Origin of the sequence: Caulobacter vibrioides (assembly GCF_002858865.1) — a bacterium.
In the GTDB taxonomy this organism is placed as follows: domain Bacteria; phylum Pseudomonadota; class Alphaproteobacteria; order Caulobacterales; family Caulobacteraceae; genus Caulobacter; species Caulobacter vibrioides.
The window spans coordinates 139,099-164,314 of record NZ_PJRR01000012.1 but is presented as its reverse complement, the minus strand read 5'-3'; the positions used below and the strand labels follow the sequence as shown (position 1 = coordinate 164,314).

At 67.3% G+C, this 25,216-nt stretch carries 26 protein-coding genes, 1 tRNA gene and 2 pseudogenes; 13 read left to right on the top strand and 16 right to left on the bottom strand.

The window, feature by feature from the left end:
• Window positions 1–8 precede the first annotated feature (8 nt).
• Genes gspG through gspN form a run of 8 tightly spaced genes read left to right on the top strand, consistent with a single transcriptional unit; the run spans window position 9 to window position 5,117 of the window.
• Entirely contained in the window at window positions 9–461 is a 453-nt protein-coding gene (gene gspG / locus CVUC_RS07360) for a type II secretion system major pseudopilin GspG (protein ID WP_010918065.1), read from the top strand.
• The gene (locus tag CVUC_RS07355) at window positions 376–933 is read left to right on the top strand and encodes a GspH/FimT family pseudopilin (RefSeq protein ID WP_096032203.1); all 558 of its coding nucleotides are present in this window, start codon (window positions 376–378) and stop codon (window positions 931–933) included. The genes gspG and CVUC_RS07355 overlap by 86 nt, the downstream gene beginning before the upstream one ends.
• Entirely contained in the window at window positions 902–1,285 is a 384-nt protein-coding gene (gene gspI / locus CVUC_RS07350; protein ID WP_096032204.1) for a type II secretion system minor pseudopilin GspI, read from the top strand. The genes CVUC_RS07355 and gspI overlap by 32 nt, the downstream gene beginning before the upstream one ends.
• Entirely contained in the window at window positions 1,282–1,872 is a 591-nt protein-coding gene (gene gspJ, locus CVUC_RS07345) for a type II secretion system minor pseudopilin GspJ (RefSeq protein ID WP_010918068.1), read from the top strand. The genes gspI and gspJ overlap by 4 nt, the downstream gene beginning before the upstream one ends.
• Window positions 1,869–2,843 carry a type II secretion system minor pseudopilin GspK gene (gene gspK, locus CVUC_RS07340; protein ID WP_010918069.1) on the top strand — a complete coding sequence of 325 codons (975 nt, stop codon included), beginning with the start codon at window positions 1,869–1,871 and terminating at the stop codon, window positions 2,841–2,843. Before gspJ ends, gspK begins: the two co-directional genes overlap by 4 nt.
• Window positions 2,825–3,931 (top strand): type II secretion system protein GspL, encoded by a 1,107-nt coding sequence (gene gspL / locus CVUC_RS07335; protein WP_010918070.1) that lies wholly within the window; start codon window positions 2,825–2,827, stop codon window positions 3,929–3,931. The genes gspK and gspL overlap by 19 nt, the downstream gene beginning before the upstream one ends.
• A complete protein-coding gene (locus tag CVUC_RS07330; RefSeq protein WP_010918071.1) occupies window positions 3,928–4,404 on the top strand; it encodes a type II secretion system protein M in 477 nt (158 codons plus the stop codon). The genes gspL and CVUC_RS07330 overlap by 4 nt, the downstream gene beginning before the upstream one ends.
• Window positions 4,401–5,117, top strand: coding sequence for a type II secretion system protein N (gspN, locus tag CVUC_RS07325; RefSeq protein ID WP_096032205.1), 717 nt, complete (start codon window positions 4,401–4,403; stop codon window positions 5,115–5,117). Before CVUC_RS07330 ends, gspN begins: the two co-directional genes overlap by 4 nt.
• A 109-nt stretch (window positions 5,118–5,226) precedes the next feature.
• On the opposite strand, the gene CVUC_RS07320 is transcribed toward gspN, so the two are convergent.
• From CVUC_RS07320 to CVUC_RS07290, 7 genes and pseudogenes are all read right to left on the bottom strand, one after another.
• The gene (locus CVUC_RS07320; protein WP_164468037.1) at window positions 5,227–5,988 is read right to left on the bottom strand and encodes a prepilin peptidase; all 762 of its coding nucleotides are present in this window, start codon (window positions 5,986–5,988) and stop codon (window positions 5,227–5,229) included.
• Between the two features lie 58 nt (window positions 5,989–6,046).
• Window positions 6,047–6,246: pseudogene (locus tag CVUC_RS07315) on the bottom strand (hypothetical protein).
• Between the two features lie 16 nt (window positions 6,247–6,262).
• Complete coding sequence (locus CVUC_RS07310) at window positions 6,263–8,788, bottom strand: TonB-dependent receptor (protein ID WP_164468038.1); 2,526 nt, start codon at window positions 8,786–8,788, stop codon at window positions 6,263–6,265.
• 314 nt (window positions 8,789–9,102) lie between these two features.
• Window positions 9,103–9,179: transfer RNA gene (locus CVUC_RS07305), tRNA-Arg, on the bottom strand.
• 84 nt (window positions 9,180–9,263) lie between these two features.
• Entirely contained in the window at window positions 9,264–10,580 is a 1,317-nt protein-coding gene (locus CVUC_RS07300; protein ID WP_096032207.1) for an NCS2 family permease, read from the bottom strand.
• Entirely contained in the window at window positions 10,577–11,659 is a 1,083-nt protein-coding gene (locus CVUC_RS07295; protein ID WP_101685805.1) for a purine nucleoside permease, read from the bottom strand. The genes CVUC_RS07300 and CVUC_RS07295 overlap by 4 nt, the downstream gene beginning before the upstream one ends.
• An 81-nt stretch (window positions 11,660–11,740) precedes the next feature.
• A complete protein-coding gene (locus CVUC_RS07290) occupies window positions 11,741–12,703 on the bottom strand; it encodes an ABC transporter ATP-binding protein (protein WP_096032208.1) in 963 nt (320 codons plus the stop codon).
• Window positions 12,704–12,846: 143 nt separating this feature from the next.
• On the opposite strand from CVUC_RS07290, the gene CVUC_RS07285 reads away from it, so the two are divergent.
• From CVUC_RS07285 to CVUC_RS07275, 3 genes are all read left to right on the top strand, one after another.
• Window positions 12,847–13,113, top strand: coding sequence for a zinc-finger domain-containing protein (locus CVUC_RS07285; RefSeq protein ID WP_010918078.1), 267 nt, complete (start codon window positions 12,847–12,849; stop codon window positions 13,111–13,113).
• A gap of 1 nt (window position 13,114) precedes the next feature.
• Window positions 13,115–13,549, top strand: coding sequence for an acyl-CoA thioesterase (locus tag CVUC_RS07280; RefSeq protein WP_024265510.1), 435 nt, complete (start codon window positions 13,115–13,117; stop codon window positions 13,547–13,549).
• A 191-nt stretch (window positions 13,550–13,740) separates the two neighbouring features.
• On the top strand, window positions 13,741–14,214 hold the full coding sequence (locus CVUC_RS07275) for a GNAT family N-acetyltransferase (protein ID WP_233279800.1): 474 nt from the start codon (window positions 13,741–13,743) through the stop codon (window positions 14,212–14,214).
• On the opposite strand, the gene CVUC_RS07270 is transcribed toward CVUC_RS07275, so the two are convergent.
• From CVUC_RS07270 to trmD, 8 genes and pseudogenes are all read right to left on the bottom strand, one after another.
• Window positions 14,215–15,834, bottom strand: coding sequence for a long-chain fatty acid--CoA ligase (locus CVUC_RS07270; protein ID WP_096032210.1), 1,620 nt, complete (start codon window positions 15,832–15,834; stop codon window positions 14,215–14,217).
• A gap of 176 nt (window positions 15,835–16,010) precedes the next feature.
• Window positions 16,011–17,063 carry a 3-isopropylmalate dehydrogenase gene (leuB, locus tag CVUC_RS07265; protein WP_096032211.1) on the bottom strand — a complete coding sequence of 351 codons (1,053 nt, stop codon included), beginning with the start codon at window positions 17,061–17,063 and terminating at the stop codon, window positions 16,011–16,013.
• A gap of 1 nt (window position 17,064) precedes the next feature.
• Complete coding sequence (locus tag CVUC_RS07260; protein WP_096032212.1) at window positions 17,065–17,367, bottom strand: putative quinol monooxygenase; 303 nt, start codon at window positions 17,365–17,367, stop codon at window positions 17,065–17,067.
• A 135-nt stretch (window positions 17,368–17,502) separates the two neighbouring features.
• On the bottom strand, window positions 17,503–18,111 hold the full coding sequence (gene leuD / locus CVUC_RS07255; protein WP_010918084.1) for a 3-isopropylmalate dehydratase small subunit: 609 nt from the start codon (window positions 18,109–18,111) through the stop codon (window positions 17,503–17,505).
• Entirely contained in the window at window positions 18,108–19,547 is a 1,440-nt protein-coding gene (leuC, locus tag CVUC_RS07250) for a 3-isopropylmalate dehydratase large subunit (protein ID WP_096034711.1), read from the bottom strand. Before leuC ends, leuD begins: the two co-directional genes overlap by 4 nt.
• 360 nt (window positions 19,548–19,907) lie before the next feature.
• A pseudogene (locus CVUC_RS20360) lies at window positions 19,908–20,054 on the bottom strand (hypothetical protein); the annotation flags it as partial.
• 93 nt (window positions 20,055–20,147) lie between these two features.
• Window positions 20,148–20,543 carry a 50S ribosomal protein L19 gene (gene rplS, locus CVUC_RS07245; RefSeq protein ID WP_010918086.1) on the bottom strand — a complete coding sequence of 132 codons (396 nt, stop codon included), beginning with the start codon at window positions 20,541–20,543 and terminating at the stop codon, window positions 20,148–20,150.
• Window positions 20,544–20,548: 5 nt separating this feature from the next.
• Window positions 20,549–21,283 (bottom strand): tRNA (guanosine(37)-N1)-methyltransferase TrmD, encoded by a 735-nt coding sequence (trmD, locus tag CVUC_RS07240; protein ID WP_096032213.1) that lies wholly within the window; start codon window positions 21,281–21,283, stop codon window positions 20,549–20,551.
• Between the two features lie 130 nt (window positions 21,284–21,413).
• Here trmD and CVUC_RS07235 point away from each other — a divergent pair, with 130 nt between their 5' ends.
• Window positions 21,414–23,294: a ubiquitin-activating E1 FCCH domain-containing protein gene (locus tag CVUC_RS07235; RefSeq protein ID WP_096032214.1), complete on the top strand. Its 1,881-nt coding sequence runs from the start codon at window positions 21,414–21,416 to the stop codon at window positions 23,292–23,294.
• A 52-nt stretch (window positions 23,295–23,346) separates the two neighbouring features.
• Here CVUC_RS07235 and CVUC_RS07230 read toward each other — a convergent pair whose 3' ends face one another.
• Complete coding sequence (locus CVUC_RS07230; RefSeq protein ID WP_096032215.1) at window positions 23,347–24,282, bottom strand: isopenicillin N synthase family dioxygenase; 936 nt, start codon at window positions 24,280–24,282, stop codon at window positions 23,347–23,349.
• Window positions 24,283–24,444: 162 nt separating this feature from the next.
• Here CVUC_RS07230 and CVUC_RS07225 point away from each other — a divergent pair, with 162 nt between their 5' ends.
• Complete coding sequence (locus CVUC_RS07225; protein WP_096032216.1) at window positions 24,445–25,125, top strand: OmpA family protein; 681 nt, start codon at window positions 24,445–24,447, stop codon at window positions 25,123–25,125.
• Window positions 25,126–25,216 lie beyond the last annotated feature (91 nt).

Here is a 25,216-nt window from a genome sequence, read left to right as displayed (position 1 = left end):
GCCAAGCCATGTCGACCGCAAACGCTGAAACGAAACGCCGCCGGGCGCGCCGGGCCGGCTTTACGCTGGTGGAGATGATGGTGGTGATCGTCATCCTGGGCCTGCTGGCGACGGTCGTGGCGATCAACGTCCTGCCCAACCAGGAAAAGGCCATGAAGGGCAAGGCGCGCGCCGACGTGTCGGTCCTTGAGCAGGCCCTGGAAAGCTATCGTCTCGACATCTTCGCGTTCCCGACCACCGAGCAGGGCCTGCAGGCCCTGGTGGCCCCGCCGGCCGGCCTGACCCAGGTCGATCGTTATCGTGAGGGCGGCTATATCCGCCGTCTGCCCAAGGATCCGTGGGGCAACGACTACCAGTACCGCGCGCCGGGCGCGCATGGCGCCATCGATGTCTATTCGTTCGGCGCGGACGGCCGCGAGGGCGGCGAAGGCAAGGACGCCGACATTGGCAACTGGAGCTGAGGCCAGACACGCTAAAGCGCGTCGCGTCGCGCAGGCCGGCTTCACTCTGGTCGAGCTCATGGTCGTGCTGATGATCATGGGCCTGCTGGCCACGGCGGTGATCCTGACCCTGCCCGAGGGCAAGATGTCGCTATCGCAGGAGAGCGCGCGGTTCGCCGCGCGCCTGCTGCGGGCGCGCGAGGAGTCTCTGCTGGTCAATCGCCAGGTGCGGGTCAATGTCACCGCCGCCGACTATCGGTTTGATATCCGTGATGGCCGCGCCTGGCGGGCGCTGGACACCGCGCCGTTCGTGACCACGGCGTGGGTCGAGGAGACCCGGGTCTCGGGTCGCGATGGCGCAACGGTGGTGGTCTTCGAGCCGACCGGTCAGGCCAGCGGCGCGGAATTCACCCTGGGGCGCGGTGGGTCTGGCTATGTGGTCAGCGTCGACGTCGCCGGAAATGTTGCCGTCCATGCCGCCCAAGCGCTCTGAAGCCGGCTTCACCCTCATCGAGCTGCTGGTCGCGCTTGCGATCTTCAGCCTGGCGGTGCTGGCCCTGCTCAATCTGGCGGGCGAGAACACGCGCGCCGGCGGCCGCCTGCAGGATCGCATCCTGGCCGAGGTGGTGCTGGACAATCGCGCCATTGAAGCCGTCACCAGCGTCATGCCACCGGCCCTGGGCCGCGTTTCCGGCGCCGACCGCGTCGCCGGCCGCCCCTGGCTGTGGACGCGTCAGGTGAGTCGCACCGATGATCCGTCGATCCTCCGCGTCGACATCGCCGTGATGTCGCCCAACAGCCGCCAGCCGGCGGCGGCGGCGACCTTGTTCAGGGCCGCCCGATGAAGGGCTTCACCCTGATCGAGATGATGGTGGCGCTGCTGATCTTCGCGCTGATCACCGCTGCGGGCGTGGCGGTGATGAGTTCGACGCTCAACAATCAGACCGCCGTCCGGGTTCGCGTGGAACGCTATGCCGAGCTGCAGCGCATGCGGGCCGTCGTCAAGGCGGACCTCTCGCAGGCGGCCACGCGCCGGACGCGCGGCGAGGACGGCCTGCCGTCCCTGACCGCCTTCGCCGGGGTCAGCCCCTGGGCCGCCGCCGGGCCTTTGCTGGCCTTTACGCGGCGCGGCTATGAGAATCCCGACCAGGCTCCGCGCGCCTCGCTGCAGTATGTCGAGTACGCTCTGGTCGAAGGCCGCCTAGAGCGCCGCGCGCGTCCCGCCCTGGACGGCGCGCGCCTTGGCCCGGCCCAGGTGCTGATAACCGACGTCGAAAGCATCCAGTCCGCCTATCTGCTGGACGGGGTATGGCGTCCGACCTGGCGCGGCGAGCCCACGTCCGACATTCCGAGCGCCGTGCGCCTGACCATGAAGCTCAAGGATCTGGGTGAGATCGATCAGCTGTTCCTCACCTCGGGAGAGGGCCGATGAGGCGCGAGGACGAGAAGGGCGCGGCGCTGCTGACCGTCATGCTGATGGTCGCGGTGATCTCGGTGATCGCGGTGGGCGTGCTGGACGATATCCGGTTTGGCGTCCGCCGGACGCTCAATGCGCGCATCGCCAGCCAGGCCCAGTGGTACGCCTTGGGGGCCGAGCAACTGGCGCGCACGCGCATCGCCCAGCTGATGGATCGCGAGCCGAACAAGACCACCCTGGAGGGCGGCTGGAACGGGCGGGTCATTTCATTCCCGATCGAGCAGGGCCGCATGGAGGCCAAGCTCACCGACGCCACCGGCTGCTTCAATCTCAACAGCGTCGTCGAGGCCAATCAGGGCGAGCCTTTCCGGCGGCGGGAGCTCGGCGTCCGGCAGTTCACGACCCTGCTGTCCCTGGTCGGGGTTTCCAACGGGCCAGAGCTTGCGGAAAATCTCGCCGACTGGATGGATAGCAACGACGTGGGCCGGGCCGAGGCCGAGGACCCCGGCTACGCGCAGCTGGCCCAGCCCTACCGCACCGCCGGCGGTCCGTTGGCCGAGGTCAGCGAGCTGCGGGCCATCCGGGGCTTCACGCCGAGCGTCTACGCCGCGCTCCGGCCCTATGTCTGCGCCCTGCCGACGACCGACCTGTCGCCGATCAACGTCAACACCTTGCCGCCCGAACGCGCCCTGCTGCTCACGGCGCTGACCGAGGGACGGATCGGTCGTGAGACGGCGGCCCGCGTGTTGTCCGGCCGCCCCGTCAATGGCTGGCCCGACGCCCAGGCGTTCTGGGGGCAGCAAGCGCTCGTGGCCACGCCGCCCGGCGACGTGGTGCGTGACCAGATCAAGTTCCGGACCCGCTTTTTCGCCTTGGACAGCCAGATTGTCTTCGCCGACATGCCGGTGTTCATGACCGCCCTTTTCGAAACGCCGTCGGCGAGCAAGGTGATCCTGGCTGCGCGACGTTGGACCCCCGAAGAATGACCTTGCTCAGCCTTCTGATCCTGCCGGCCGCACCCGACGAGCCGGCGCAACTGCTCCAGGACTATGGCCTGTCGGTTACACGGCGGACCTTGGCGCCCGACGAGCGGCTCGACGAGGTCGGCGCTGTGATCCTGGTCGCGCCGGGGGAGGAGGTCGTGGCGCGCTGGATGGACCTGCCGATGGGCAGCGCCGCCCAGGCGCGATCGGCGGCCGCCTTCCGCCTCGAGGACGAGGTGGCGCTGGGCGCGGAGGATCTGCACATCGCCGTCGGCGAGGCCGACGCCGCCGGTCGCACCCTGGTGGTATGGACGGCCCGAGACAAGCTGCAGGCCTGGCTGGACATGGCCCAGACCCATGGCCTCGCGCCCCAGGCGGTGATCCCGGACTACCTGCTCCTGCCCGAGGCTGAAGATGGCGTTCTGACGGTCGGACGACTGGGCGCGCGTCTGGCGCTGCGGGAGCCCAGCAAGGCGCTGAGCGCGGATGCGGATCTGGCCGCGCTCTTGTTCGAAAATCGCGAGCATCGCTACCTCGCCGGCAAGGAGCTCGACGCCCAGCTGATCACCGGGGCGCGCGCCCCTGTGATTAACCTGCTGCAAGGGCGCTTCGCCGTGCGGACCACGGGCGGGCGAGGGGGTCTCCGGCGGCTGGCGATCCTGACGGCGGCGGCGGTGCTCTCGCCCTTGCTGCTGATGATCGCCCAGATCGCCCATGATCAATGGACGGCGCGCGCCCTGGAGCGCCAGGCGACCAAGCTGGCGGTGTCTTTGGCCCCGCAAGCGTCGCGTTATGAGGATGCAGTGGGCTATGCCCTTTCCCGTCTGGCGGCTAGCCAGAGCGGTCAGGGTTTCGGCGATCTGTCGGCGAGCTATCTGAGCATGGTCGAGTCGACCCCGGGGGTGACCTTGGACACCCTGGTCTATGGCGAAGAGGGCGCGATCCGGTCGACCATCGTCTACAACAACTATTCGGACATGGATCAGCTGCGCCTGGGGGCCAAGCGCCTCGGGCTGGAGCTGACCGAGCAAAGCACCGCCAGCGAGGGCGGGCGGATCAGCAGCGATCTCATCATCAGGAGAAAGCCATGAACGGACGACTTGAGGCCGCCCGTCTCTGGTGGACCGGGCGCACAGGGCGCGAGCAGGTGCTGCTGGCGGTGATGGTTGCGGCGCTGGTCGTGGTGATCGGCTGGTATGGCGTCGCCACCCCGCTGTGGTCGGCCGCGAAGACCGCGCAGGTCCGGGTGGACAAGGCGGCCACGCAGCTGGCGACCCTGCGCGGTCTCGCCGCCGGGGCCAGCCGAGCCACGGCTGGCGGCGCTGCGCCCCAGGCGGTGGTCGAGGCCGCCGCCAGCCGGGTGGGCCTGCCGATTGCGCGCCATCGCCAGGACGCCAATGGGCGCTTCACCATCTGGATCGCCGCCATCGATTCCAAGATCCTCCTGCCCTGGACTGCGGGTCTGGAGCGTGAGGGAGCCGTCAAGGTCACCGACTTCACCGCTTCTCGTCTCGACAACGGCCTTATCGAGGCCGAGATCACCTTCGCGCGCGCCGCCCCATGAGCCATCGCCTTCTCCTGGTGATCCTGGTGATCGCCACCCTCGTCATGACCGTCGTCTTCGCGCCGATGCGTCTGCTGACCAAGGACCTGGCCGGGTCTTCGGCGGTGGGCGGGGCCGGCGTCAGCGGGGTGGTCTGGGCCGGTCGCCTGAAAGACGTCACGCTGGCCGGTGCGCCGATCGGCAGCTGGAAGGGCGGGCTCGATCCGCTGTCCCTGCTGACCGGCCAGGTCCGGATGGGTCTGCGGCACGATAAGACCGGCTCGGACCAGCGCGCAGTCCTCTGGCTGGCGGGGCGCGACCGGGGCGTTGAGCGGCTCAACCTCCGCACCGGCCTGGACCTCGCGGCTCTCGGCTTGCCGCTCAGCGGCGATGTGGCGTTTCGCGACGCCACGGCGGTGTTCCGCAAGGGGCGCTGCGCGCGGGCGGGCGGCGAGATCCGGCTGCGCCTGATCGGCGACGGGCCTCTGCGCGGCAGCGTGCTCAGCGGGGTGTCGGCGTGTCGCGCCGACAGCTGGTTTGCGACTCTGAGCGGCAAGGCCGGCGCAGCCGATCTGACGCTGGTCGGTCGTGTGGAAGGCGATGGCCGCTACCAGCTGGAGATGTCGGCGGCGACGACCGATCCGGATCTGATCCAGGCTCTCGTCGCCGGCGGCTTCACACGGGATGCGACGGGCGCGCGCCGCACGGTCGCCGGTCGGCTGACGTCGCGCTAGAGCATTTTCCGACGAAGTGGATCCGGTTCGTCGTCAGAAAATGCGTTAATACAAAGGGCTAGAGCATTTTCCGATGCGTTCCGAGGCGGCTATCGGATCGAAAGGAGCCCTAGGTCAGTAGAGCGTGCAGCGGACCCCAGAGCCACGTCAGCCAGGCGCCGATCGCCAGGAAGGCGCCGAACGGGAGTTGCTGATCGCCTGAGAAACGGCGACGGACGAGGGTCTGGGCGATCGCCACGCTCAGGCCTGCGACACACGCCCAGACCAGCACCGACGGCAGGCCTTGCCACCCCACCCAGGCCCCGATCGCGCCGAGCAGGCGCGGATCGCCGCCGCCCATGCCGTCAAATCCCCGGACCGTCTTGTAGAGCCAGGCGATCAGGGCCAGGCCGCCAAAGCCGACGGCGGCGCCGACCAATGGCGTCCAGACCGGGACCTCGCCGATCGCGAGCGTTGCGATGACGCCCAGGGCGCCGAAGGGCAGGGTCAGCCTGTCGGGAAGCCACAGATGCTCGGTGTCGATCGTCGCGATCAGCAGCAACGACCAGCCCATCAGGGCGGTCAGCAGGATCATGCCGCCCGTAAAGGCCAGCACGCTCCAGAGGGCGATCACCAGGCACCCGCCTTCAAGGAGAGGGTAGCGCCTGGGAATGGCCGTCCCGCAGGTCCTGCATCGTCCGCGCTGCACAAGAAAGCTGACCAGCGGAACCAGATCCACGACACCGAGCCGACGCTTGCATGTGTCGCACGCTGACCTCGACATCGCCCAGGGCCGGTCCGCCGGCAGGCGAAGCGTCAGCAGTCCGATGAAGCTGCCGACGAAGGGCGCGAGGATCAGCGCCGAAACAGCCCAGAGATGGTCGATGGTCAAGAGCGGCTCGTGTGGGGTTGGAGGAGCCTTGGCCCAAAGCCGCCCCAACGACAATCGCCTAAGCGATGCGAGGCCCAGTTTTCGTCGCATCGGGATTGGGAGTCACGCAGCGGTGGCTGACTCGATGGGCGTGCTCGCCGATCGGCCGCGCCGGGTCATGGGTCTGTTCGCGCGCGTCACCCATGCCCGGCCGATAGCCTATGATCCCCCTGGCGGAGCCGGGGTTTGGAGCCGTCTGGTTTGGATGGAGCCCTCCAAACCAGATCAAGAGGCTCTAGAACGCCGCCCGTAGGGTCACGCCCCAGGTGCGCGGGTCGCCCGGCTGGCCGGCGATCAGGCCGGTGTTGCTGGGACCCACAGCCAGTTGCTCGAAGTAGTTCTCGTCGAAGGCGTTGCGGACCCAGGCATAGAGGTTGAGTCCCTCAGGCGTGCGGAAGCCGGCCCGGAAGTTGGCGATCGTGTAGCTGTCAACCCAGGTGTAGGCGGAGGGCGAAGGGTTGGACGAGAACTTGCTGCGGTAGCTGCCGTCATAGCCGACATAGAACTCGCCCGTCTTGCCCAGGAAGTCGCCCGGAACATTGGCCTCGGCGCCCAGGGCTACGCTCCATTTCGAAACGCCCGGCAGTCGCTGACCCGAAACGTCGCAGTTGGCGGGGCTGAGCGCGCCGGCCACGCCGGCCGGGCCCGGAACCTGGGTCCCGGTCGCCACCGTGCCGCCCGACAGCTCCGGCGGGCACGGCGCGTCGACAAAGCGCACATACTTGGCGTCGGTATAGGCGGCGTTCAGATAGGTCGAGAAGCGGGCGTTCGGATGATAGGCCGAGTCCAGCTCCACGCCTTGCGTGCGCACCTTGCCGGCGTTGGCCAGATAGCCGCGCAGCACGCCCAGCTGGCCGTTGCTCACCGTGGCCTGGTAGTTCTTGATGTCGCTGCGGAACACCGCGAGGTTGGCCGTCAGGGTGCGGTCCAGCCACTGGGTCTTCAGGCCGCCCTCGAAGTGATTGATGTCCTCGGGCTTGATCGCGCCCGCGGCCTCGATCGGCTTGCCCGCCGCATCGGTCGGCAGGCCGTTCTGGTTGATGCCGCCGGTTTTGAAGCTCTTGGCGTAGGTGGCGTAGGCCAGGACGTCACGGTCCAGCTGGTAGCTGGCCGACAGGTCGTAGGTGAAGTTCCAGTCGTCGAAGCTGGGGGCGCTGACCTGCGGGGTGTAGACCGCCAGTTGGGCGGCGCGGCGCGCGCCGGTGTCGGTGAGCAGCACGGGCACGCCCTGGCCGTCTATGACCTTGCGCTCGTAGAAACCCGACTTCTCGTCGTAGTTCAGGCGCGCGCCGGGCGTCAGAGTGAAGGCGTCGGTGACCTTCCAGCTGAGCTGGCCGAACACCGCAAAGCTCGTGCTCTTCAGCCACTGGGTGTTGCGCGCCGTCAGGCCCGCCAGAACGGTCGGGTCATTGGACAGGGCGTTGCTGGGATTGATGTTCCAGCGGCTGGCGTTGACGCCCTGCTGCTCGGTGCCTTGAGTGTCGATGCGCTGGTGGAAGGCCAAGGCGCCGACCACCAGGTCATGAGAGTCCCAGGAACGGTTGAAGCGCAGTTCCTGGCTGTACTGGTCCTGCTGCGAGGGATTTTGCGACTTGGCCACGATCGACAAGCCCAGGAAATCGCGGTCGTTCTGCGGCTTCCAGTCCCAGAAGCGCCAAGCCGTGACCGAGGTCAGGGTTCCGCCCGCGACGTTCCAGGCCACCTTGGCCGAGGCGCCGCCGACCTTGTTGCCGGCGTTGAGCTCGGCGTCGACGTCCGTGACACGGTCGAAGGCGTTGGTGCTGGGAACGGCATAGCCGAGGGCGGACGTCAAAGCCGCGTACTGGCGGTTCAGCGCCCGCTGGGTGGCGCCGGTGCGCACATAGATCTGGGCGAAGCCCTCGGGGTCTTGGGCGCTATAGTCGGCGGCCAGGGTCACGGCCAGGTCTTCACTGGGCTTGAACAGCAGCTGACCGCGCAGGCCCAGATTGTCCTGCTCGTTGATGTAGCGGCGGCTGGTGACGTTGTAGATCGTGCCGCGCCGATGGGTGCTGGAGACCGCGAAACGGGCGGCCAGCTTGTCGCTCAGCGGTCCCGAGATGGCCGCCTTGGCCTGCTTGTAGTCCAGATTGCCCAGCGACACCTCGGCGTTGGCCTCGAAGTCGAAGGTCGGCTGGCGGGTGGTGATGTTGATCGCGCCGGCCGTGGTGTTCTTGCCGTACAGCGTGCCCTGCGGACCGCGCAGGACCTCGATGCGGTCGACATCGAGGAAGTCGAAGGTCGCAGTGGCGACCCGCGAGTTATAGACGTCGTCGACATAGATGCCGACGCCCTGCTCGAACCCGTCGCTGGTCAGGCCGAACGGCACGCCCAGGCCCCGGATGTTCACCGCCGTGTTGCGGGGGTTGGACGAGTAGAACTGCAGGGTCGGCGTCAATTGTTGCAGGCGACCGACATTGAACGAGCCCGTGCCGTCCAAGCGATCGCCGCCGACCACCGAGACGGCCAGCGGCACCCACTGCACGGTCTCGGACCGGCGACGGGCCGTGATGGTCAGGGCCTCGACCGTCGCGCCGGCCACATTCGAGCCGTCGGACTCGGCGCTCTCGGAGGCGGTCGCCACGGCGCCTGGGACGGTCGAGCCCTCGGTCACGCCGGCATAGGCGCCGCTGGCGCCGCCGCAGAGCAGCGCCGCGAGCAGCAAGGCCTTGGTCGCGCCGTTACGCTGGGTGAAAGACATGTCCAGTCCCCTCGTTAGAAATCCAGGGGAACTGATAGCCACTTAATCCTACGGGAATAATGGGATTTAACTGAGGCGGTCGTTAGCTTATCTCGTAACGGTGTTGTCTCCGGTGGCTGCCGATGGGGGAGCTAAGCAGGACGGAGCCGCGATGCGGCGTGGGCGGCCGAAGCTAGAGTCCGTCGCAGAAACAGGCTCATCTCGTCCTGAATGGAGAACGAGGGCCTTCCCTTGTTCGGGACTATTCCGGGAAATCGCGTCCCAAGCCACCCGACAGCGGCAGCTTGGTTTCCCTCGTCTGTGAACGAGGGCACGCCCCAGGCTAGCGCTGAGAAACCGCTTTTGTTGAGTGAAACTGGCGCACCCGACACGATTCGAACGTGTGACCTTTGCCTTCGGAGGGCAACGCTCTATCCAGCTGAGCTACGGGTGCCTGCGACCGTCCTGGAAACCCAGGAGGCGGGAAGCGGGTCTTAGCCGAAAGGCGAGGCCGGCGCAAACGGTCTCGCGATCAGGCTCACGCCTTTCCCATATAGATGAACCGCAGGACGAACAGGCCGGCCAGCACAAACAGCAGCCAATCCTTCGGCTTGGCCTTGCCGCGCAGCAGGGTGAGGCCCGCATAGGCGGTGATGCCGAACGCCAGGCCGTTGGCGATCGAGAAGGTCAGCGGGATGGCGATCACGGTCAGGAACGCGGGGATGCCTACGCCCGGATCGTCCCAGTCGACGTCGGCCAGGGCGCCGACCATCATCGCGCCGACGACGATCAGGGCCGGCGCGGTGGCCGCTACGGGGATGGCCTGGACCCAGGGGGCGAAGAACAGGGTCAGCAGGAACAGCACGCCGACGACGACGGCAGTCAGGCCCGTGCGGCCGCCCTCGGCCACGCCCGAGGCGCTTTCGATATAGCTGACAACGGTTGAAGTGCCGGCCAGCGAGCCGCCGATGGTGGCGATGGAATCGGCGGTCAGGATGCGGTTCAGGCGCGGGATGGAGCCGTCGGGCTGGACGAGGCCGGCCTTCTTGGTCACCGCCACCAGGGTGCCGACATTGTCGAACAGGTCGACGAACAGAAAGACGAAGATCACCTCGGCCAGCGCCATCCCGAACGCGCCGTTCAGGTGCAGGGCGGCGGGGACGTCGAGCTTGAAGGCCGTGGCGGTCAGGGCCGCCAGGCCGTAGTCGCCAGGGGCGATCTTGGCCAGGCCCAGCGCCCAGGCCACGCCGGCGGCGACGAGGATGCCGATCAGGATGGCGCCCTTGACCCGCCAGGCCATCAGGGCGCCCATCACCAGGAGACCCAGGATCGCCAGCACCGCCGTGGGCTTGGTCAGATCACCAAGAGCCACGGTCGTGGCGGGATCGGCGACGATGATGCCGGCTTCCTTCAGGCCGATGAAGGCGATGAACAGGCCCACCCCGGCGGCGACGGCCGAGAACAGCGGGCGGGGAATGGCGCCGACGATCAGCTGGCGGATGCCGGCGACCGTCAGGATTAGGAACGCCACGCCCGACAGGAACACGCAGCCCAGCGCCGTCTCCCACGGCAGGCCCATGCCCTTGACGACCGTGAAGGTGAAATAGGCGTTGAGGCCCATGCCCGGCGCCAGGGCGATCGGGTAGTTGGCGATCAGGCCCATCAGGATGCTGCCCAGACCTGCGGCGAGACAGGTGGCGGCGGCGACGGCGGCGATGGGCATGCCGGCCTGGCCCAGGATCGCCGGATTGACGATCACGATATAGGCCATGGTCAGGAAGGTGGTGACGCCGGCCAGCACCTCGGTGCGCACCGTGGTTCCCTGCGCCGACAGCTTGAAGGTCTTCTCGATCATTTCGCCGTCCCCCCGATGGCGGTCATGTCCGGTGTGTTGGCCTCGTAGCGGTCCCAGCGGGCGGTCAGTTCGCGCACCACCACCGAGCCGACACGATAGGCCGAGTCGAATGCGGACACTGCGCCCTCGTCATGGAAGGCGCGCGGAAAGGCCGGCGCGCCGAGCGGCGGACGCGAATAGTTGCTGGCGGTCCGCAGGACCATCACGCGCTGGAAGTCGACCCTGCCCGCCTTGGCGTAGAGATCGAGCACATCAAGAATGCCCTGGTCCTCGCAGTCGGTCATCACGAAGACCCCGGCGCCGTCGGTCCAGAGCTTGACCCAATCCTGCGCCCACTGGGTGCGCTTGGCGCCGTGCCAGAACCGGGTCGCGCCCAGGGCTTCGCCCTTGAGCACGAAGGGCGGCCTTTGGGCGTTGGGCTCTCCGGCGTAGGGGGCGCGCAGGGCGGCCAGGCCAGGATGATCGGGGATCTCGACCTTGGCGGTCAGGCCGTAGGCCCAGTCGACCAGTCGCCAGTTGAGCGCCCAGACCATGCCCGAAGAGCCCTCGGCCGAGCCCTTGACGTTCGGACGCTCGGTCTCGAGCGCATAGAGGCCGTAGGGCCAGTCGGCGGGGATTTCGCGATCGTCGACCTCGTAGATCGGATCGGCGTCGACGACATAGCGGGCCCAGGCGGCGCTACCGATCGAGGCGGCCTTGGGGTCGACGCCGGCGATCCCGGCCACCAGCCAGTAGGTCTTTGAGAAGTCGAAACGCTTGTCGAGCAGCAGGGCCGCGACGCTTTCGCGAGCCCGGGCGCGCATGTCGGTCATCACGCCCAGCACGCCGTCCTTGGGCGAGTAACGGGCCGGATGGCGGAGGCCGGGAACCGCGATGGTCTCGGTGAGCGGCAGCCCCTCGACCCAGGGCTGGAACTCGCCGGGTCTGTCGCCGGTGACCGCGCCGATCTCGAAGGTGGTCAGGACCACCACCTTGACCGGGATGGGCTTGGCGGGCTGGGCGTGCGCGACAGCGCCGAGCCCCAGCCACAATCCCAGGATCAGTCCCACCAGCCGCATCGCCCGCACGCCCCATCGCACCCCGAAGGCTGCGAAGCTGGCGCGCGCCGTCCAGGCTGGCAAGCGCGCTTCGTCGCGACAGGACGCTGATGAGGCGGGTGATCAGTCCTTGGTCGGATCGGCGGCGTTGGGATCGCCGTAGGTCAGGGCGACGAAGACGTCTTCCAGATCGGGATCCTCGGTGGCGATGTCCTTGATATGGACGCCGCTGGCGCGGACGGCCGCCAGCACCTGCTCGACGCTGGACTGGCCGGTGCGGTAGCTGACCGAGAAGGCGCCGCCCGAGCGCAGCTTGGTCTCGAAGCCCTCCAGGACCGGGGCGGCGGTCACGGGGCTTTCGGGCGTCACCACGACGTTGCGGCTGTCCATGCGGCCCAGCAGCTTGGCCGTCGGCTCGCAGGCCACGACCTCGCCCCGGTTGATGATGGCGATCTCGTCGCAGAGCTCCTGGGCCTCTTCCAGATAGTGGGTGGTGAGCACGATGGTCACGCCCAGTTCGTTGAGGCTGGTGACGTACTGCCAGAGCTGGCGGCGCAGCTCGACATCGACCCCGGCGGTGGGCTCGTCGAGGATCAGCACCGGCGGCTGGTGGACCATGGCTTTCGCCACCATCAGACGGCGCTTCATGCCGCCCGACAGCTGGCGGACATAGGCGCCCGCCTTGTCGCCCAGGCCCAGGGCGTTCAGCAGCTCGTCGGTGCGCCGCTCGCTCTTGGGCACGCCATAGAAGCCGGCCTGCACCTCCAGCGACTCGCGCGGGGTGAAGAATACGTCGGCGGCCAGCTCCTGCGGCACTACGCCGATCGCGGCGCGGGCGTCGCGCGGCCGCTGGTCGATGTCGCGGCCCCAGATGCGCACTGTGCCCGAGCTCTTGCGGACCAGGCCCGCCAGGATGTTGATGAAGGTCGACTTGCCCGCGCCGTTGGGTCCCAGAAGGCCGAAGATGGAGCCTCGCGGAATCTTCAGGTCGATACCGTTCAGGGCCCGCTTCTCCGGCGAGGTCTTGGTGCCGGCATAGGTCTTGTACAGGCCTTCGGCTTCGATGGCGTAGGCGGGCAGGTCCATGGAATGTCCAAAGCGGGGCGGCGAAGGGCCGCGAAACGTCATTAGAGGCGTGCGTCGATTGACGGCGCCTTTCAGCGTCGCATAGGTATGCCTCGTTCGCCGCCGCGCCAAGGCCGCGTTCGGAAATCTCGAGGATCCGCCTGATGGCCAAGACGCCCGCCGCCGCCCCGACCGCCACCGATCCCGTCGCGATTGCTGGACCGGCGCCGGAGACCATCGCCGTTCACGGCCACCGCATCGCCTGCGATGGCGTCGGCGGCGCCCTGGGCCATCCGCGGGTCTGGCTTGAGATGGGCGCGGCCGGCTTCGTCGACTGCCCCTATTGCGACCGCCGCTTCGTCGCCGCGACGGACGCCGGCCATGACGAGCATCTGGCCCCCGGCGTCTATGTCGACGCCGCCGGGCACTAGCTTGGACGGCGACGCCATCGCGGCGAACGCGCGGGCCGAGACGCTCGCCGAGGCGTGGGAAAAGGCCGAGTGGCCGCAGGAGGCGCCGGTGCTGCGCGCCATCGCCATGCCGTCCGACACCAATCCCGAGGGCGACATCTTCGGCGGTTGGCTTTTGTCGCAGATGGACCTGGCCGCCGCCTCGATCGCCTTCCATCGCGCGGCCGGCCGCTGCGCCACCATCGCGATCGACGGCATGACCTTTCTCAGCCCGGTGTTCGTCGGCGACGAGGTCAGTCTGTTCGCCAAGGTGGTCCATACCGGCCGCACCTCGCTGAAGGTCGCCGTCGAGGCCTGGCGTCGCCGGCGGGACGGCGAACAAGCTAACAAGGTGACCGAGGGCGTCTTCACCTTCGTGGCCATCGACGAGAACCGAAAGTCTCGCCCCCTGCCATAAAGGCCTCCGACGCTATCCATCGGATCGTTCGTCCGAACCGGCTTGCGTGACGTGGCGAGACGGGCGTCACATGCGCCGATGAACACGCCCGTCTTTGACCTGAACCTCTTGCCGTTCGCCGCCCTGATGGGCGTGACGATGACCCGTGTCGCGGTGGTCACCCAGACCCAGATGACCGTGGAATAGCCGTGATGATCCTGCGCACCACACGGCCGGGAGACCTCGGCTGGATCATCCAGCGGCATGGCGCGCTGTACGCCGCCGAGCAGGGCTGGGACCATCGGTTCGAGGGCGTCGTGGCCGGCGTCGTCGCCGACTATGTGAAGACCCATGACCCGGCCCGCGAGGCCTGCTGGATCGCCGAACATGAGGGAAGGCCGGTCGGTTCGATCATGCTGGCCAGAGAGACCGATACGGTCGGCCGCCTGCGCCTGCTGCTGGTCGAGCCCTCGGCGCGGGGGCTGGGCGTCGGCGAGGCCCTGATCGCCGCCTGCATCGCCCGGGCCCGAGAGGCCGGCTACGCCGAGATGGTGCTGTGGACCCAGAGCATCCTGCTGCCGGCCCGTCGCCTCTATGCCCGCTTCGGCTTCGTGCTGGAGGACAGCTGGGACTATGACGGCTTCGCCGACGGGCTGGTGTCGGAGAGCTGGCGGCTGAAGCTGTGATCAGCCGATCAGGTGATCCTTCCACGCCTGGCGCAGCACCTTCTTGTCGATCTTGCCCGTTGCGGTCAGCGGCACGGTGGCGAAGACCACGTCGTCGGGCGTCCACCATTTGACGATCCGGGGCGCTAGGTAGTCGAGCACGGCGGCCCTGGTGACCTCCGCGCCTTCGTGAGCCTCGATGACCAGCAGCGGGCGTTCCTCCCACTTGGGATGCGGCACGCCGATCACGGCGGCGATCTTCACGCCGGGACAGCCGACGGCGACGTTTTCCAGGTCGATCGAGCTGATCCATTCGCCGCCCGACTTGATGACGTCCTTCTGGCGGTCGGTGATCCGCATGAAGCCGTTGGCGTCCAGCGTGGCGATGTCGCCGGTGTCGAAGAAGCCGTCCTCGCGCGCGGCGTCGGTGTCTTTCCGGAAATAGCGCTTCACCACCCAGGGGCCGCGCACCAGGAGCGCGCCGGAGGTCTCGCCGTCCCAGGGCGCGGCCTGGCCGTCCTCGGTCTCGACCTTCAGCTCGATGCCGAACTGCAGGCGGCCCTGGCGGGTCCAGATCGCCTCGTCCATCGCCTCCTCGCCCAGCGCCGCCAGGGCCGGGGTGGGGGTGGCGACGACGCCGATCGGACAGGTCTCGGTCATGCCCCAGATCTGCAGGGTCTGGACGCCGTAGCGGCGCTTGAAGGTCTCGGCCATGGCGCGGGGTACGGCGCTGCCGCCGATGACCACCTTCTTCAGGCTGTCGGGCCGACGGTCGTTCTTGTCCAGCCAGTCCAGGTACATGGTCCAGATGGTCGGCACGCCTCCAGTGAAGGTGACGCCCTCGCCCTCGATCAGCTGGTGCAGACTGGCGCCGTCCATCTTGTCGGCGGGCAGCACGAGCTTGGCGCCGCAGATCGGGGCGCTGAACGGCAGGCCCCAGGCGGTGGCGTGGTAGAGGCTGGAGCAGGGCATCACCACGTCGAACGCCGTGAAGCCGAAGGCGCTGTTTAAGCCCCCCGCCATGGCGTGCAGCACCACGGCCCGGTGCGAATAGAGCACCCCCTTGGGATCGCCGGTGGTGCCCGAGGTGTAGCAGAGGAAGGCGCCGGCGTTCTCGTCGAAGCTGGGCCAGGGAAACGCGTCCGGCTCGCCTTCGATCAAGGTCTCGTAGCTGATCGCGCCGACCGCGCCGGGGACGGTCCGCTCGGCGTCTGACAGCATGACGAAGGTCTTCACCGTGGTCAGTTGCGGCGCGATGCGCTCGACCAGGGCCTGGAAGTTGCGCTCGAAGAAGAGCACGCCGCTTTCGGCGTGGTTGATCGTGTAGACGATCTGCTCGTCGAACAGCCTGGGGTTGGCGGTGTGCAGCACGGCGCCGATCCCCGGAACTGCGTAGAACAGCTCCAGGTGCCGGTGCGTGTTCCAGGCCAGCGAGGTGACGCGGTCGCCGGCCTTGATCCCCAGCCGCGTCAGGGCATTGGCCGCCTGGGCCGCGCGGCGCGCCAGGCCGGCATAGTCGTAGCGATGCAGGGGCTCGTCGATCAGCCGCGAGACGATCTCGCGCGCGCCATGGGCCTGGGCGGCGTAGGTCAGGATGCCGCTGATCATCAACGGCTTCGTCTGCATCAGGCCCGGGATCATGGGCGCCTCCCAATTCTTGTCGTTGGGAGGAGGTTAGGGGGTGAGACGGGGGTGGGGGAAGGCCCCGCGTCCTTTGAAGCGCGCTTAGGAGCGCACACCTCAGGATGAGGAAATCAATGCAATGAATCCCTCATCCTGAGGCGCCTGCGTAGCGGGCCTCGAAGGACGCAGTAAGCCTAAAGCGCCGCCAGCACCGCATCACCCATCTGGGCGGTGGTCAGCGAGCCGCCCAGATCACGGGTGCGGGCGCCGTTGTCGAGCGCGGCCTTCACCGCCGCCAGCAGGGCGTCGGCGGCCTGCGTCTGCTTGAGCGACCAGCGCAGGGCCATCTCGAACGACAGGATGGCGGCCAGCGGATTGGCCAGGCCCTTGCCGGCGATGTCGGGGGCCGAGCCGTGGATCGGCTCATAGAGGCCCGGCTTGCCCGGCGCGCCCAGAGCGGCCGAGGGCAGCATGCCCAGCGAGCCGGTCAGCATGGCCGCCGCGTCCGACAGGATGTCGCCGAACAGGTTGTCGGTGACGATCACGTCAAACTGCTTGGGCGCGCGGACCAGCTGCATGGCGCAGTTGTCGGCCAGGATGTGCTCCAGCTGGACGTCCGGATATTCGCGGGCGTGCAGCTCGGTGATGACCTGCTTCCACAGCAGGCCCGACTCCATGACGTTCGACTTCTCGGCCGAGTGGACCTTGTTGGTGCGGCCACGCGCGAGCTCGAAGGCCACGCGTCCGACGCGCTCGATCTCGCTGGTCGTATAGACCTGGGTGTCGAAGCCTTTCTTCTGGCCGTCGGCCAGGTCTTCGATGCCGCGCGGCTGGCCGAAATAGACGCCGCCCACCAGTTCGCGCACGAACATGATGTCCAGGCCCGAGACCAGTTCCGGCTTCAGGCTGGAGGCGCCGGCCAGGGCCTCGAAGCAGTAGGCCGGGCGCAGGTTGGCGAACACGTCCATCGCCTTGCGCAGGTTCAGAAGGCCCGCCTCGGGGCGCAGGTGGCGCGGGGCGTCAGCCCATTTGGGACCGCCGACCGCGCCCATCAGCACCGCGTCGCTGGCGAGGGCCTGGTCGCGGACCTCGTCGGTCAGCGGCGTGCTGTGCGTATCGTAGCTGGCGCCGCCATAGAGCGCTTCCTCGACCTTCAGGTCCGGGGTGAGGGCGGCGGCCACGCGGCGCACCTCCGCGCAGACTTCCGGGCCGATGCCGTCGCCGGGCAGGAGGAGAAGAGTCGCCATCTTAGATCTCGCGATAGTCTGAAACGTCGAAGGAGGACATGCGGCGCTCGTGAACGCCCAGCGCGGCGCAGGCCGCGCGCCACGCCGCCATATGCGGGCTGGCGCGGTGGAATTCCAAGGCCGCCGCGTCGGTGAAGTGCTCGAAAACCCGGATCAGGCCGCGATCCAGCGGGTCTTCGGACAGGGCGTAGGCCAGGCAGCCCGGCTCGCCGCGCGATCCCTCGACCTGCGCGGCAAGATGCGGACGCAGCTCGGCGAGGCGCTCTGGCGCGATGCGGATCGAACCGGCGAGGATGAGGGTCATCTCGGCATTCTCCCGAAGCTGCTTGTCATCCCGGCCGCAGCGAAGCGGAGAGCCGGGACCACGGCAAACGCCGGCGCTTCCCGCGGTCCCGGTTCGGCGCGCTCCGCGCTTGACCGGGATGACAGATTTTAAGGACTACGCCTCCAGCCAGGGCTGGCTGATGGCGCGCTTGCTTTCGAACAGATCGATGTCGCCGCCGTGCATCATCGTCTCGCCGATGGCGTCGAGACCCTTCAGCATCTTTTCCTTGCGCACGGGGTCGATGTCGAAGCCGATCGTCTTGCCCGAGGGCGAGATGACGGTCTGGGCTTCCAGATCGACGCTGACCATGTGGTTGCCGCCCTTGGCCTCGTCCATCAGCAGGGCGAGGTCCTCGGGGCTGACCACCACGGGCAGCAGGCCGTTGTTGAAGCAGTTGTTGTTGAAGATGTCGGCGAAGCTGGTCGAGATCACGCACATGATCCCGAAGTCCATCAGCGCCCAGGGCGCATGCTCGCGCGAGCTGCCGCAGCCGAAATTGTCGCCGGCGATCAGCACGCTGGCGCTCTTGTACTCCGGCTTATTCAGCACGAAGTCGCTGATCTCGTTCCCGTCGGCGTCGAAGCGGAAATCGTAGAACAGCCCCTTGGCCAGGCCCTCGCGCTCCACGGTCTTGAGGAACTGCTTTGGGATGATCTGGTCGGTGTCGATATTGGCCAGCTCCAGCGGAGCCGCGCGGCCGTCGAGGCGGGTGAAGGCCTTCATTGGGCGGTCTCCGAGAAGAGGGTGCGCACATCCACCAGATGCCCCGCGATCGCCGCCGCCGCCGCCATGGCGGGGGAGACGAGGTGGGTGCGGCCGGCGCGGCCCTGGCGGCCCTCGAAGTTGCGGTTGCTGGTCGAGGCGCAGCGCTCCTGTGGGGCCAGCTTGTCGGGGTTCATGGCCAGGCACATCGAGCAGCCGGGTTCGCGCCAGTCAAAGCCGGCGGCCTTGAAGATGGCGTCCAGGCCTTCTTCTTCGGCCTGTTCTTTCACAAGGCCTGAGCCCGGCACGACCATGGCCTTGACGTGCGGGGCCACGAGGCGCCCGTGCAGGAAGGCTTCCTGCACCACGGCGGCGGCGGCGCGCATGTCCTCGATGCGGCTGTTGGTGCACGAGCCGATGAAGACGCGGTCGATACGGGCTTCCGAGATCGGCTGGCCGGCCTTCAGGCCCATATAGTCCAGGGCCCGGTGGGCGGCCGCGCGCTTGTCGGGCGTGGCGAAGCTTTCCGGGTCGGGCACGTTGCCGGTGACCGGGATGACGTCCTCAGGCGACGTGCCCCAGGTGACCATCGGCACGAGGGCCGAGCCGTCGATGACGACCGTGCGGTCGAAGACGGCGTCCTCGTCGGTGAAGAAGGTCTTCCAGTGGCTCAGCGCCATGTCCCAGGCCGCGCCCTTGGGGGCGGCGGGCTTGCCCTGGATATAGGCGAAGGTCTTGTCGTCCGGGGCCACCAGGCCGGCCTTGGCGCCGCCCTCGATGGTCAGGTTGCAGAGGGTCATGCGGCCCTCCATCGACAGGCTGCGAATGGCCTCGCCGGCGAACTCGATGACATAGCCGGTGCCGCCGGCCGTGCCGATCTCGCCGATCACGGCCAGGGCCACGTCCTTGCCGGTCACGCCGGGCGGCAGCTGGCCGTCGACGCGGACCAGCATGTTCCTGGCCTTCTTCTGGCGCAGGGTCTGGGTGGCCAGGACGTGCTCGACCTCGGACGTGCCGATGCCGTGGGCCAGGGCCCCGAAGGCGCCGTGGGTCGAGGTGTGGCTATCGCCGCAGACGATGGTCATGCCCGGCTGGGTGCGGCCCTGCTCGGGACCCACCACATGGACAATGCCGTTGCGGATGTCGCCCATCGGGAAGAATTCGATGCCGTTGTCGGCGACGTTGCGGGCCAGGGTCTTCAGCTGCAGGCGCGCTTCTTCGTCGGCCACAGCGTCGACGCCCAGGGCCTGGCCCTCGGTCGGGATGTTGTGGTCGGCCACGGCGAGCGTGCGATCGGGCCGGCGCACCTTGCGGCCGGCCGCGCGAAGGCCTGCGAAGGCCTGCGGGGTGGTCACCTCATGGATGAGGTGCAGGTCGATATAGAGGATCGCTTCGCCGCCTGCTTCGCTGACGACGTGAGCGTCCCAGATCTTGTCGTAAAGGGTTTTGCCGGACATGGCGGGGATATAGGGCGGATCGTGCGTCAAAATCCAGAGGCGGGCGGGCCTGGGGCCAAATTCTTGCGCCGCTGATCGCGGTGTGACGACGCAAGGCGGGCTGGAACGCAAAGGGCGCACCCGTCTTTATGACCTGTCGGCGCGCCCTCGCATCGTTTTCAGCCTTCGGGGGCCGATGGGCTCCGCCCGAAGAGGGCCGTCCACTAGAAAGAAGACGGTCTGGAAGCCCGAGCGACAAGCGCCGGGGGTGACATCAGCTTCTCACGGAACGGTGGTTTGTCAATCTATGTGTGGTTGCACCCAAGCTTGACCGTACGGCGCGGGCAAGGGCGAGGGCTATTTTGACGTTGAGTGTTGTCAGCGTCGTGGAAACCGTCCTCGCCCTTCGACAAGCTCAGGGTGAGGACGACTAATGGCCACGGTTCGCACGAAATCCTCATTCTGAGCTTGTCCCCCGGGACCGACCGAAGGTCGGCCCGAGGATAAACTCCGGACGAGGATTTCCATCCAGGCTAGCGCCAACAGCCAGCGCGAAGTCAGCCAAAGAAAAAGGCCCCGGTGTCTCCACCGGGGCCTCGTTCATTTCCGAAGGTCGGAAGCTTAGGCTTCGGTCGAAGCCGAAGCCTTCGGGCCGCCCGCGCGCTCGGCGATACGGGCCGACTTACCGCGACGGTCGCGCAGGTAGTACAGCTTGGCGCGACGGACGACGCCGCGACGCTTGACTTCGATGCTTTCGATGCTCGGCGACAGCAGCGGGAACAGACGCTCCACGCCTTCGCCGAACGAAATCTTACGGACCGTGAAGCTCTCGTGCACGCCCGTGCCGGCGCGGGCGATGCAGACGCCTTCATAGGCCTGAACGCGCTCGCGCTCGCCTTCCTTGATCTTCACGTTGACGCGCAGGGTGTCGCCGGGACGGAAGTCCGGGATCGCGCGGGCGGCCAGCAGACGGGCCGATTCTTCTTGCTCGAGCTGAGCGATGATGTTGATCGCCATGATCATTACTCCTTGGGCTTACCCGTTTTCGGGTCGCCTTTTGCCTGTTGATTGGCGAGATGGGCCTCCCAGAGATCCGGGCGCCGCTCGCGGGTCGTCTCTTCACGCATACGCTTGCGCCATTGGTCGATCTTCTTGTGATCGCCCGACAGCAGCACCTCGGGGATGTCGAGCCCTTCGAACGTCCGCGGTCTGGTGTACTGCGGATGCTCGAGGAGACCGTCCTCGAAGCTTTCTTCCAGCGTGCTCTCGATATTCCCCAGAACCCCCGGGGCAAGTCGAACGCACGCCTCGATCACGACCATCGCCGCCGCTTCGCCACCGGCGAGTACGGCGTCTCCGACCGAGACCTCTTCGAACCCTCGGGCGTCGAGCACCCGCTGGTCCACCCCCTCGAAGCGGCCGCACAGCACCACGATGCCGGGCGCCTTGGACCACTCCCTCACGCGCGCCTGGGTCAGGGGCCTGCCCCGGGCGCTCATGTACAAAAGCGGCCGCCCATCGCGTTCGAGGCTGTCCAGCGCCGAGGCGATCACGTCCGCTTTGAGTACGGCTCCTGCGCCGCCACCCGCAGGGGTGTCGTCGAGGAAGCCGCGCTTATCCTTGGAAAAGGCGCGAATGTCCAGTGTTTCCAAACGCCACAGGTCCTGCTCCTTCCAGGCGGTCCCGATCATCGAGACGCCGAGCGGGCCGGGGAAGGCCTCGGGGAACATGGTCAGGACGGTGGCGGTGAACGGCATGGCCGCTGTTTAGCGGCTGGACGCTCCAGAGTCGAAGCCCCGCGCGGCGCGGGGGTTCATCAAGCGCATTTTCCAGTTGTTCACCGTCATCGGCGAAGTTCGGCGGATAAACTGAGGTCCACTTCGTCCCATGCCGACCAAGAGCCGTTTTCTTCGACGCCTTCGCGAGGGCGTCGCTGCTTTCGCCCGCCGTCTGAGACGTGACGACCGCGGGGCGATCGCGATCCAGTTCGCGCTGTTGGCCCTGCCGCTGTCGATCCTTCTGTTCGGTCTCTTGGATGTGGGCCGCCTCAGCCTGCAGCGGCGCCAGATGCAGGACGCGCTCGACGCGGCGACCCTGATGGCCGCCCGTTCCACGGCGACGAGCAGCGCTGATCTCGACACGACCGGCGATGCGGCGTTCCTGGCCGAGATCGCAGGCATGAACCTGGGGCTGACGGCTTCCAGTTCGACATTTTCGGCGGGAACCAACAACCGGGTTATCGGGACGGCGACGGCGACGCTGAGACCAATCATCGCCAACCTTTGGCAAAGCGGGAACTTTACCGTCACCGCCAGCTCGGAAGTCGTGCGCGCGTCCAAGAACCTGGAAATCGCCTTGGTTCTCGACATCACCGGCTCGATGGGTAACGGGACGCGGATCGCCGACCTGAAGGTCGCCGCCGCCGATCTTGTCGACGTTCTGGTTCGGGATACACAGACGCCCTTCTATTCCAAGATGGCGCTGGTGCCCTACTCTGCGGGCGTCAATGTCGGCGCCACCTATGCCGATGCGGTGCGTGGTCCCGTGCCGGTCAAGACCATTACTGGCGCCGCTTGGGCCTCGGGGTCGGCCAGGTCGATCACAGGGATCACCAGAGCCAACCCGGCAGTCGTCACCGCCAGCGGCCATGGCCTCTCCACAGGTGACTACGTTTACATCACCGGCGTCCGCGGCATGACCTCGGTGAACGACAAGATCTACAGGGTGACGAGATCTGACCCGGACAAGGTCAGCCTCAACAGCACCAACACATCGTCGGCCTCAAATTACACCAACGGCGGGACGATCCAGAAATGTCTGACGTCGACGTGTCAGGTCGTCATCACCACGAGCACCAGTCACGGATTTACAACAGGGGACGAGATCCGCTTCGCGGGCATGTCCGGCCTGACCAGCCTGAACGGCACGACCAGGACCATCACCGTCCTTACGAATACGACCTTCGATTCGAGCCTGACGGGACCGGGGAGCTCGACCTACAGCAGCGGTGGGACGGCGACCTGCGAAGAGAGCACCGTTCCGGGCTGTGAGAAGATACGCTTCACCAATGCCGATGGCTACGAGAGGGTCAACAGTCAGAGCACTTGCGCGACCGAGCGCATCGGCAGCCAGGCCTATACCGACGCCGCGCCCTCCACGGCCTATGTCGGGTCCCACTATCCGACTGCGGGCTCCAGCAGTTCCACCGTCTGCCCCACGGCGACGATCACGCCGCTCTCGACCGACAAGACGGCGCTGAAGGCCCAGATCAACGGGCTGACCGTTGGCGGGGCCACGGCCGGCCATATTGGCCTAGCCTGGGGCTGGTACATGGTCGCGCCGAATTTCGGCTATCTGTGGCCCAACGCCTCGCAGAGGCCCGCCGCCTACAAGGCCAGGGACCTCATGAAGGTCGTCATCTTGATGACCGACGGCGGATTCAACATGACCTACTGCAACAGCGTCGTCGCTCGGAACATCGGCTCTGGCACGAACATCGGGGATGACGAGAGGATCAACTGCGACGCCACCAACGGCAGCTCTTTCGATCAGGCCGCCGAGCTATGCGACTCCATCAAGGCGTCCGCGAACGACATCACGCTCTATACCGTCGGCTTCACGGTCGGGAACGACCAGACGGCCCGCAATTTCCTGACGAACTGCGCGTCGAGCACCGACAAGGCCTATTTCCCGGCCACGGGCCATGAACTCAAGGCCTCTTTCCAGGCCATTGCTCAGGAGATCTCCAACCTGCGGATCTCCAAATAGAAAAGCCCCGCCGGGGTCGGCGGGGCTTGTCCATCTTCGCAGGCGATGACCGTCAGGCCAGCTTGATCTCGCGCAGGCGCTGCTGGAGGAACTCATCGGCCGTGATCGACTCCGGATAGCGGTCCGGGTTTTCGGCCGTGACGCAGTTTTGCAGCGTCTTGATCTCGTAGTCCGAGGCGAAGTGCAGGAAGAACGGCGTCGAGTAGCGCGGCACGCCGCGACGTTCCGGCGGCGGGTTGACCACGCGGTGCACCGTCGAGGGCAGGAGGTTGTTGGTCAGGCGCTCCAGCATGTCGCCGATGTTGATGACCAGGCAGCCCGGGGGCGGGTTGATCGGCAGCCACTGGCCGTCGCGGTCCAGCACTTCCAGGCCGCCTTCCTCGGCGCCCAGCAGCAGGGTGATGGTGTTGATGTCGCCGTGGGCGCCGGCCCGCACGCCGGTGGCGTCCTTGGGGATCGGCGGATAGTGCAGCAGGCGCAGCACCGAATTGCCGTCCTGCACCGTCGGCTTGAAGAAGTCGCGCTCCAGCTTCAGGTAGGTGGCGATGGCTTCCAGCACCTTGCCGCCCATCCCGTCGAGGCTGTTGTACAGCCAGCTGACGTCGTGCTTGAAGGCCGGGATCTCGGCCGGCCAGACGTTGTCGGCCATGTGGGCGCGGAACCGGTGGCCGGGCGGCAGGTCGCGGCCCATGTGCCAGAATTCCTTCAGGTCGTAGTGGTCTGCGCCCTTGGCGGTCTCGACGCCGAAGGGGATGTAGCCGCGCGCGCCGCCCTTGACCCCGGCGTACTGCTTCTTGGTCTCGACCGGCAGGGCGAAGAAGGCCTTGGCGGAGTCGACGGCCGCGTCGATGCGCGCCTGATCCAGATCATAGTCGGACAGCACGGCGAAGCCGTAGCGTTCGAACGACGCGCCGAGCTCCTGGGCGAAGCGCGTGAAGTCCTTGGCGTAGAGAGAAAACGAAACCGGGTCGATGGCGGAGGTGGACACGTCTGCGAGCCTTGGAATGAGTAAGTTCCTTATTACTACACCGGACGCGGGTCGAAACGAAGGCTGTTCGTCTGCGTGCGGCGTTGCGGTCGGGAACTTGACCATAAGACGGGCGTTTGCCCGGGTGACTTGATCTACAGCAAAGATGCGAGGGTTGCGAGAATGCCGAAATTCGCTCGAAAGACGACGCTGGCGGTGGTGCTGATGAGCGCCGGCGCCTTGGCCGCCTGCACGACCACCGATCCCTATACCGGCATGCCGGTCCGCAATAATACCGGCACGGGCGTGCTGACCGGCGCGGGCGTCGGCGCGGTGCTGGGCTATCTGACCAATACCAACAAGGGTGAGCAGGGCCGCAAGAACGCCCTGATCGGCGCGGGTATCGGCGCGCTGGCCGGCGGCGCCATCGGCAACTACATGGACCGTCAGCAGGCCGACTTCCGTCGCAGCCTGGAAGGCTCGGGCGTAATGATCCGCCGCAATGGCGACCAGATCGTGCTGGTCATGCCCAGCGACGTAACCTTCGCGGTCGACCGCTCGGACGTGCAGCCCCCGTTCACCCGCGTGCTGGACGACGTGGCCCGCACCCTGAACGCCTATCCGCAAACCACCATCGACGTGGTCGGTCACGCCGACTCCAGCGGCCCGGACGACTATAACCAGACCCTGTCGGAGCGCCGGGCCAGCGCCGTCGCGGGCTATCTGACCGGACCTGGCGGCGTGCTTGTCGACCGCGTCTTCGTCGCCGGCATGGGCGAGCGCGCGCCGATCGCCGACAACGCCACCGCCGACGGCCGCGCCCAGAACCGCCGGGTCGAGATCATTCTGCGTCCCCTGACCTGATGGCTCTACGGGGCGGCGTTCGCGCGCCGCCCCGCCCCTTAGGGGCATGAAGCGGTTGCTTTTCCCGTGCTTCGTCGCCAAGTCGTCATCC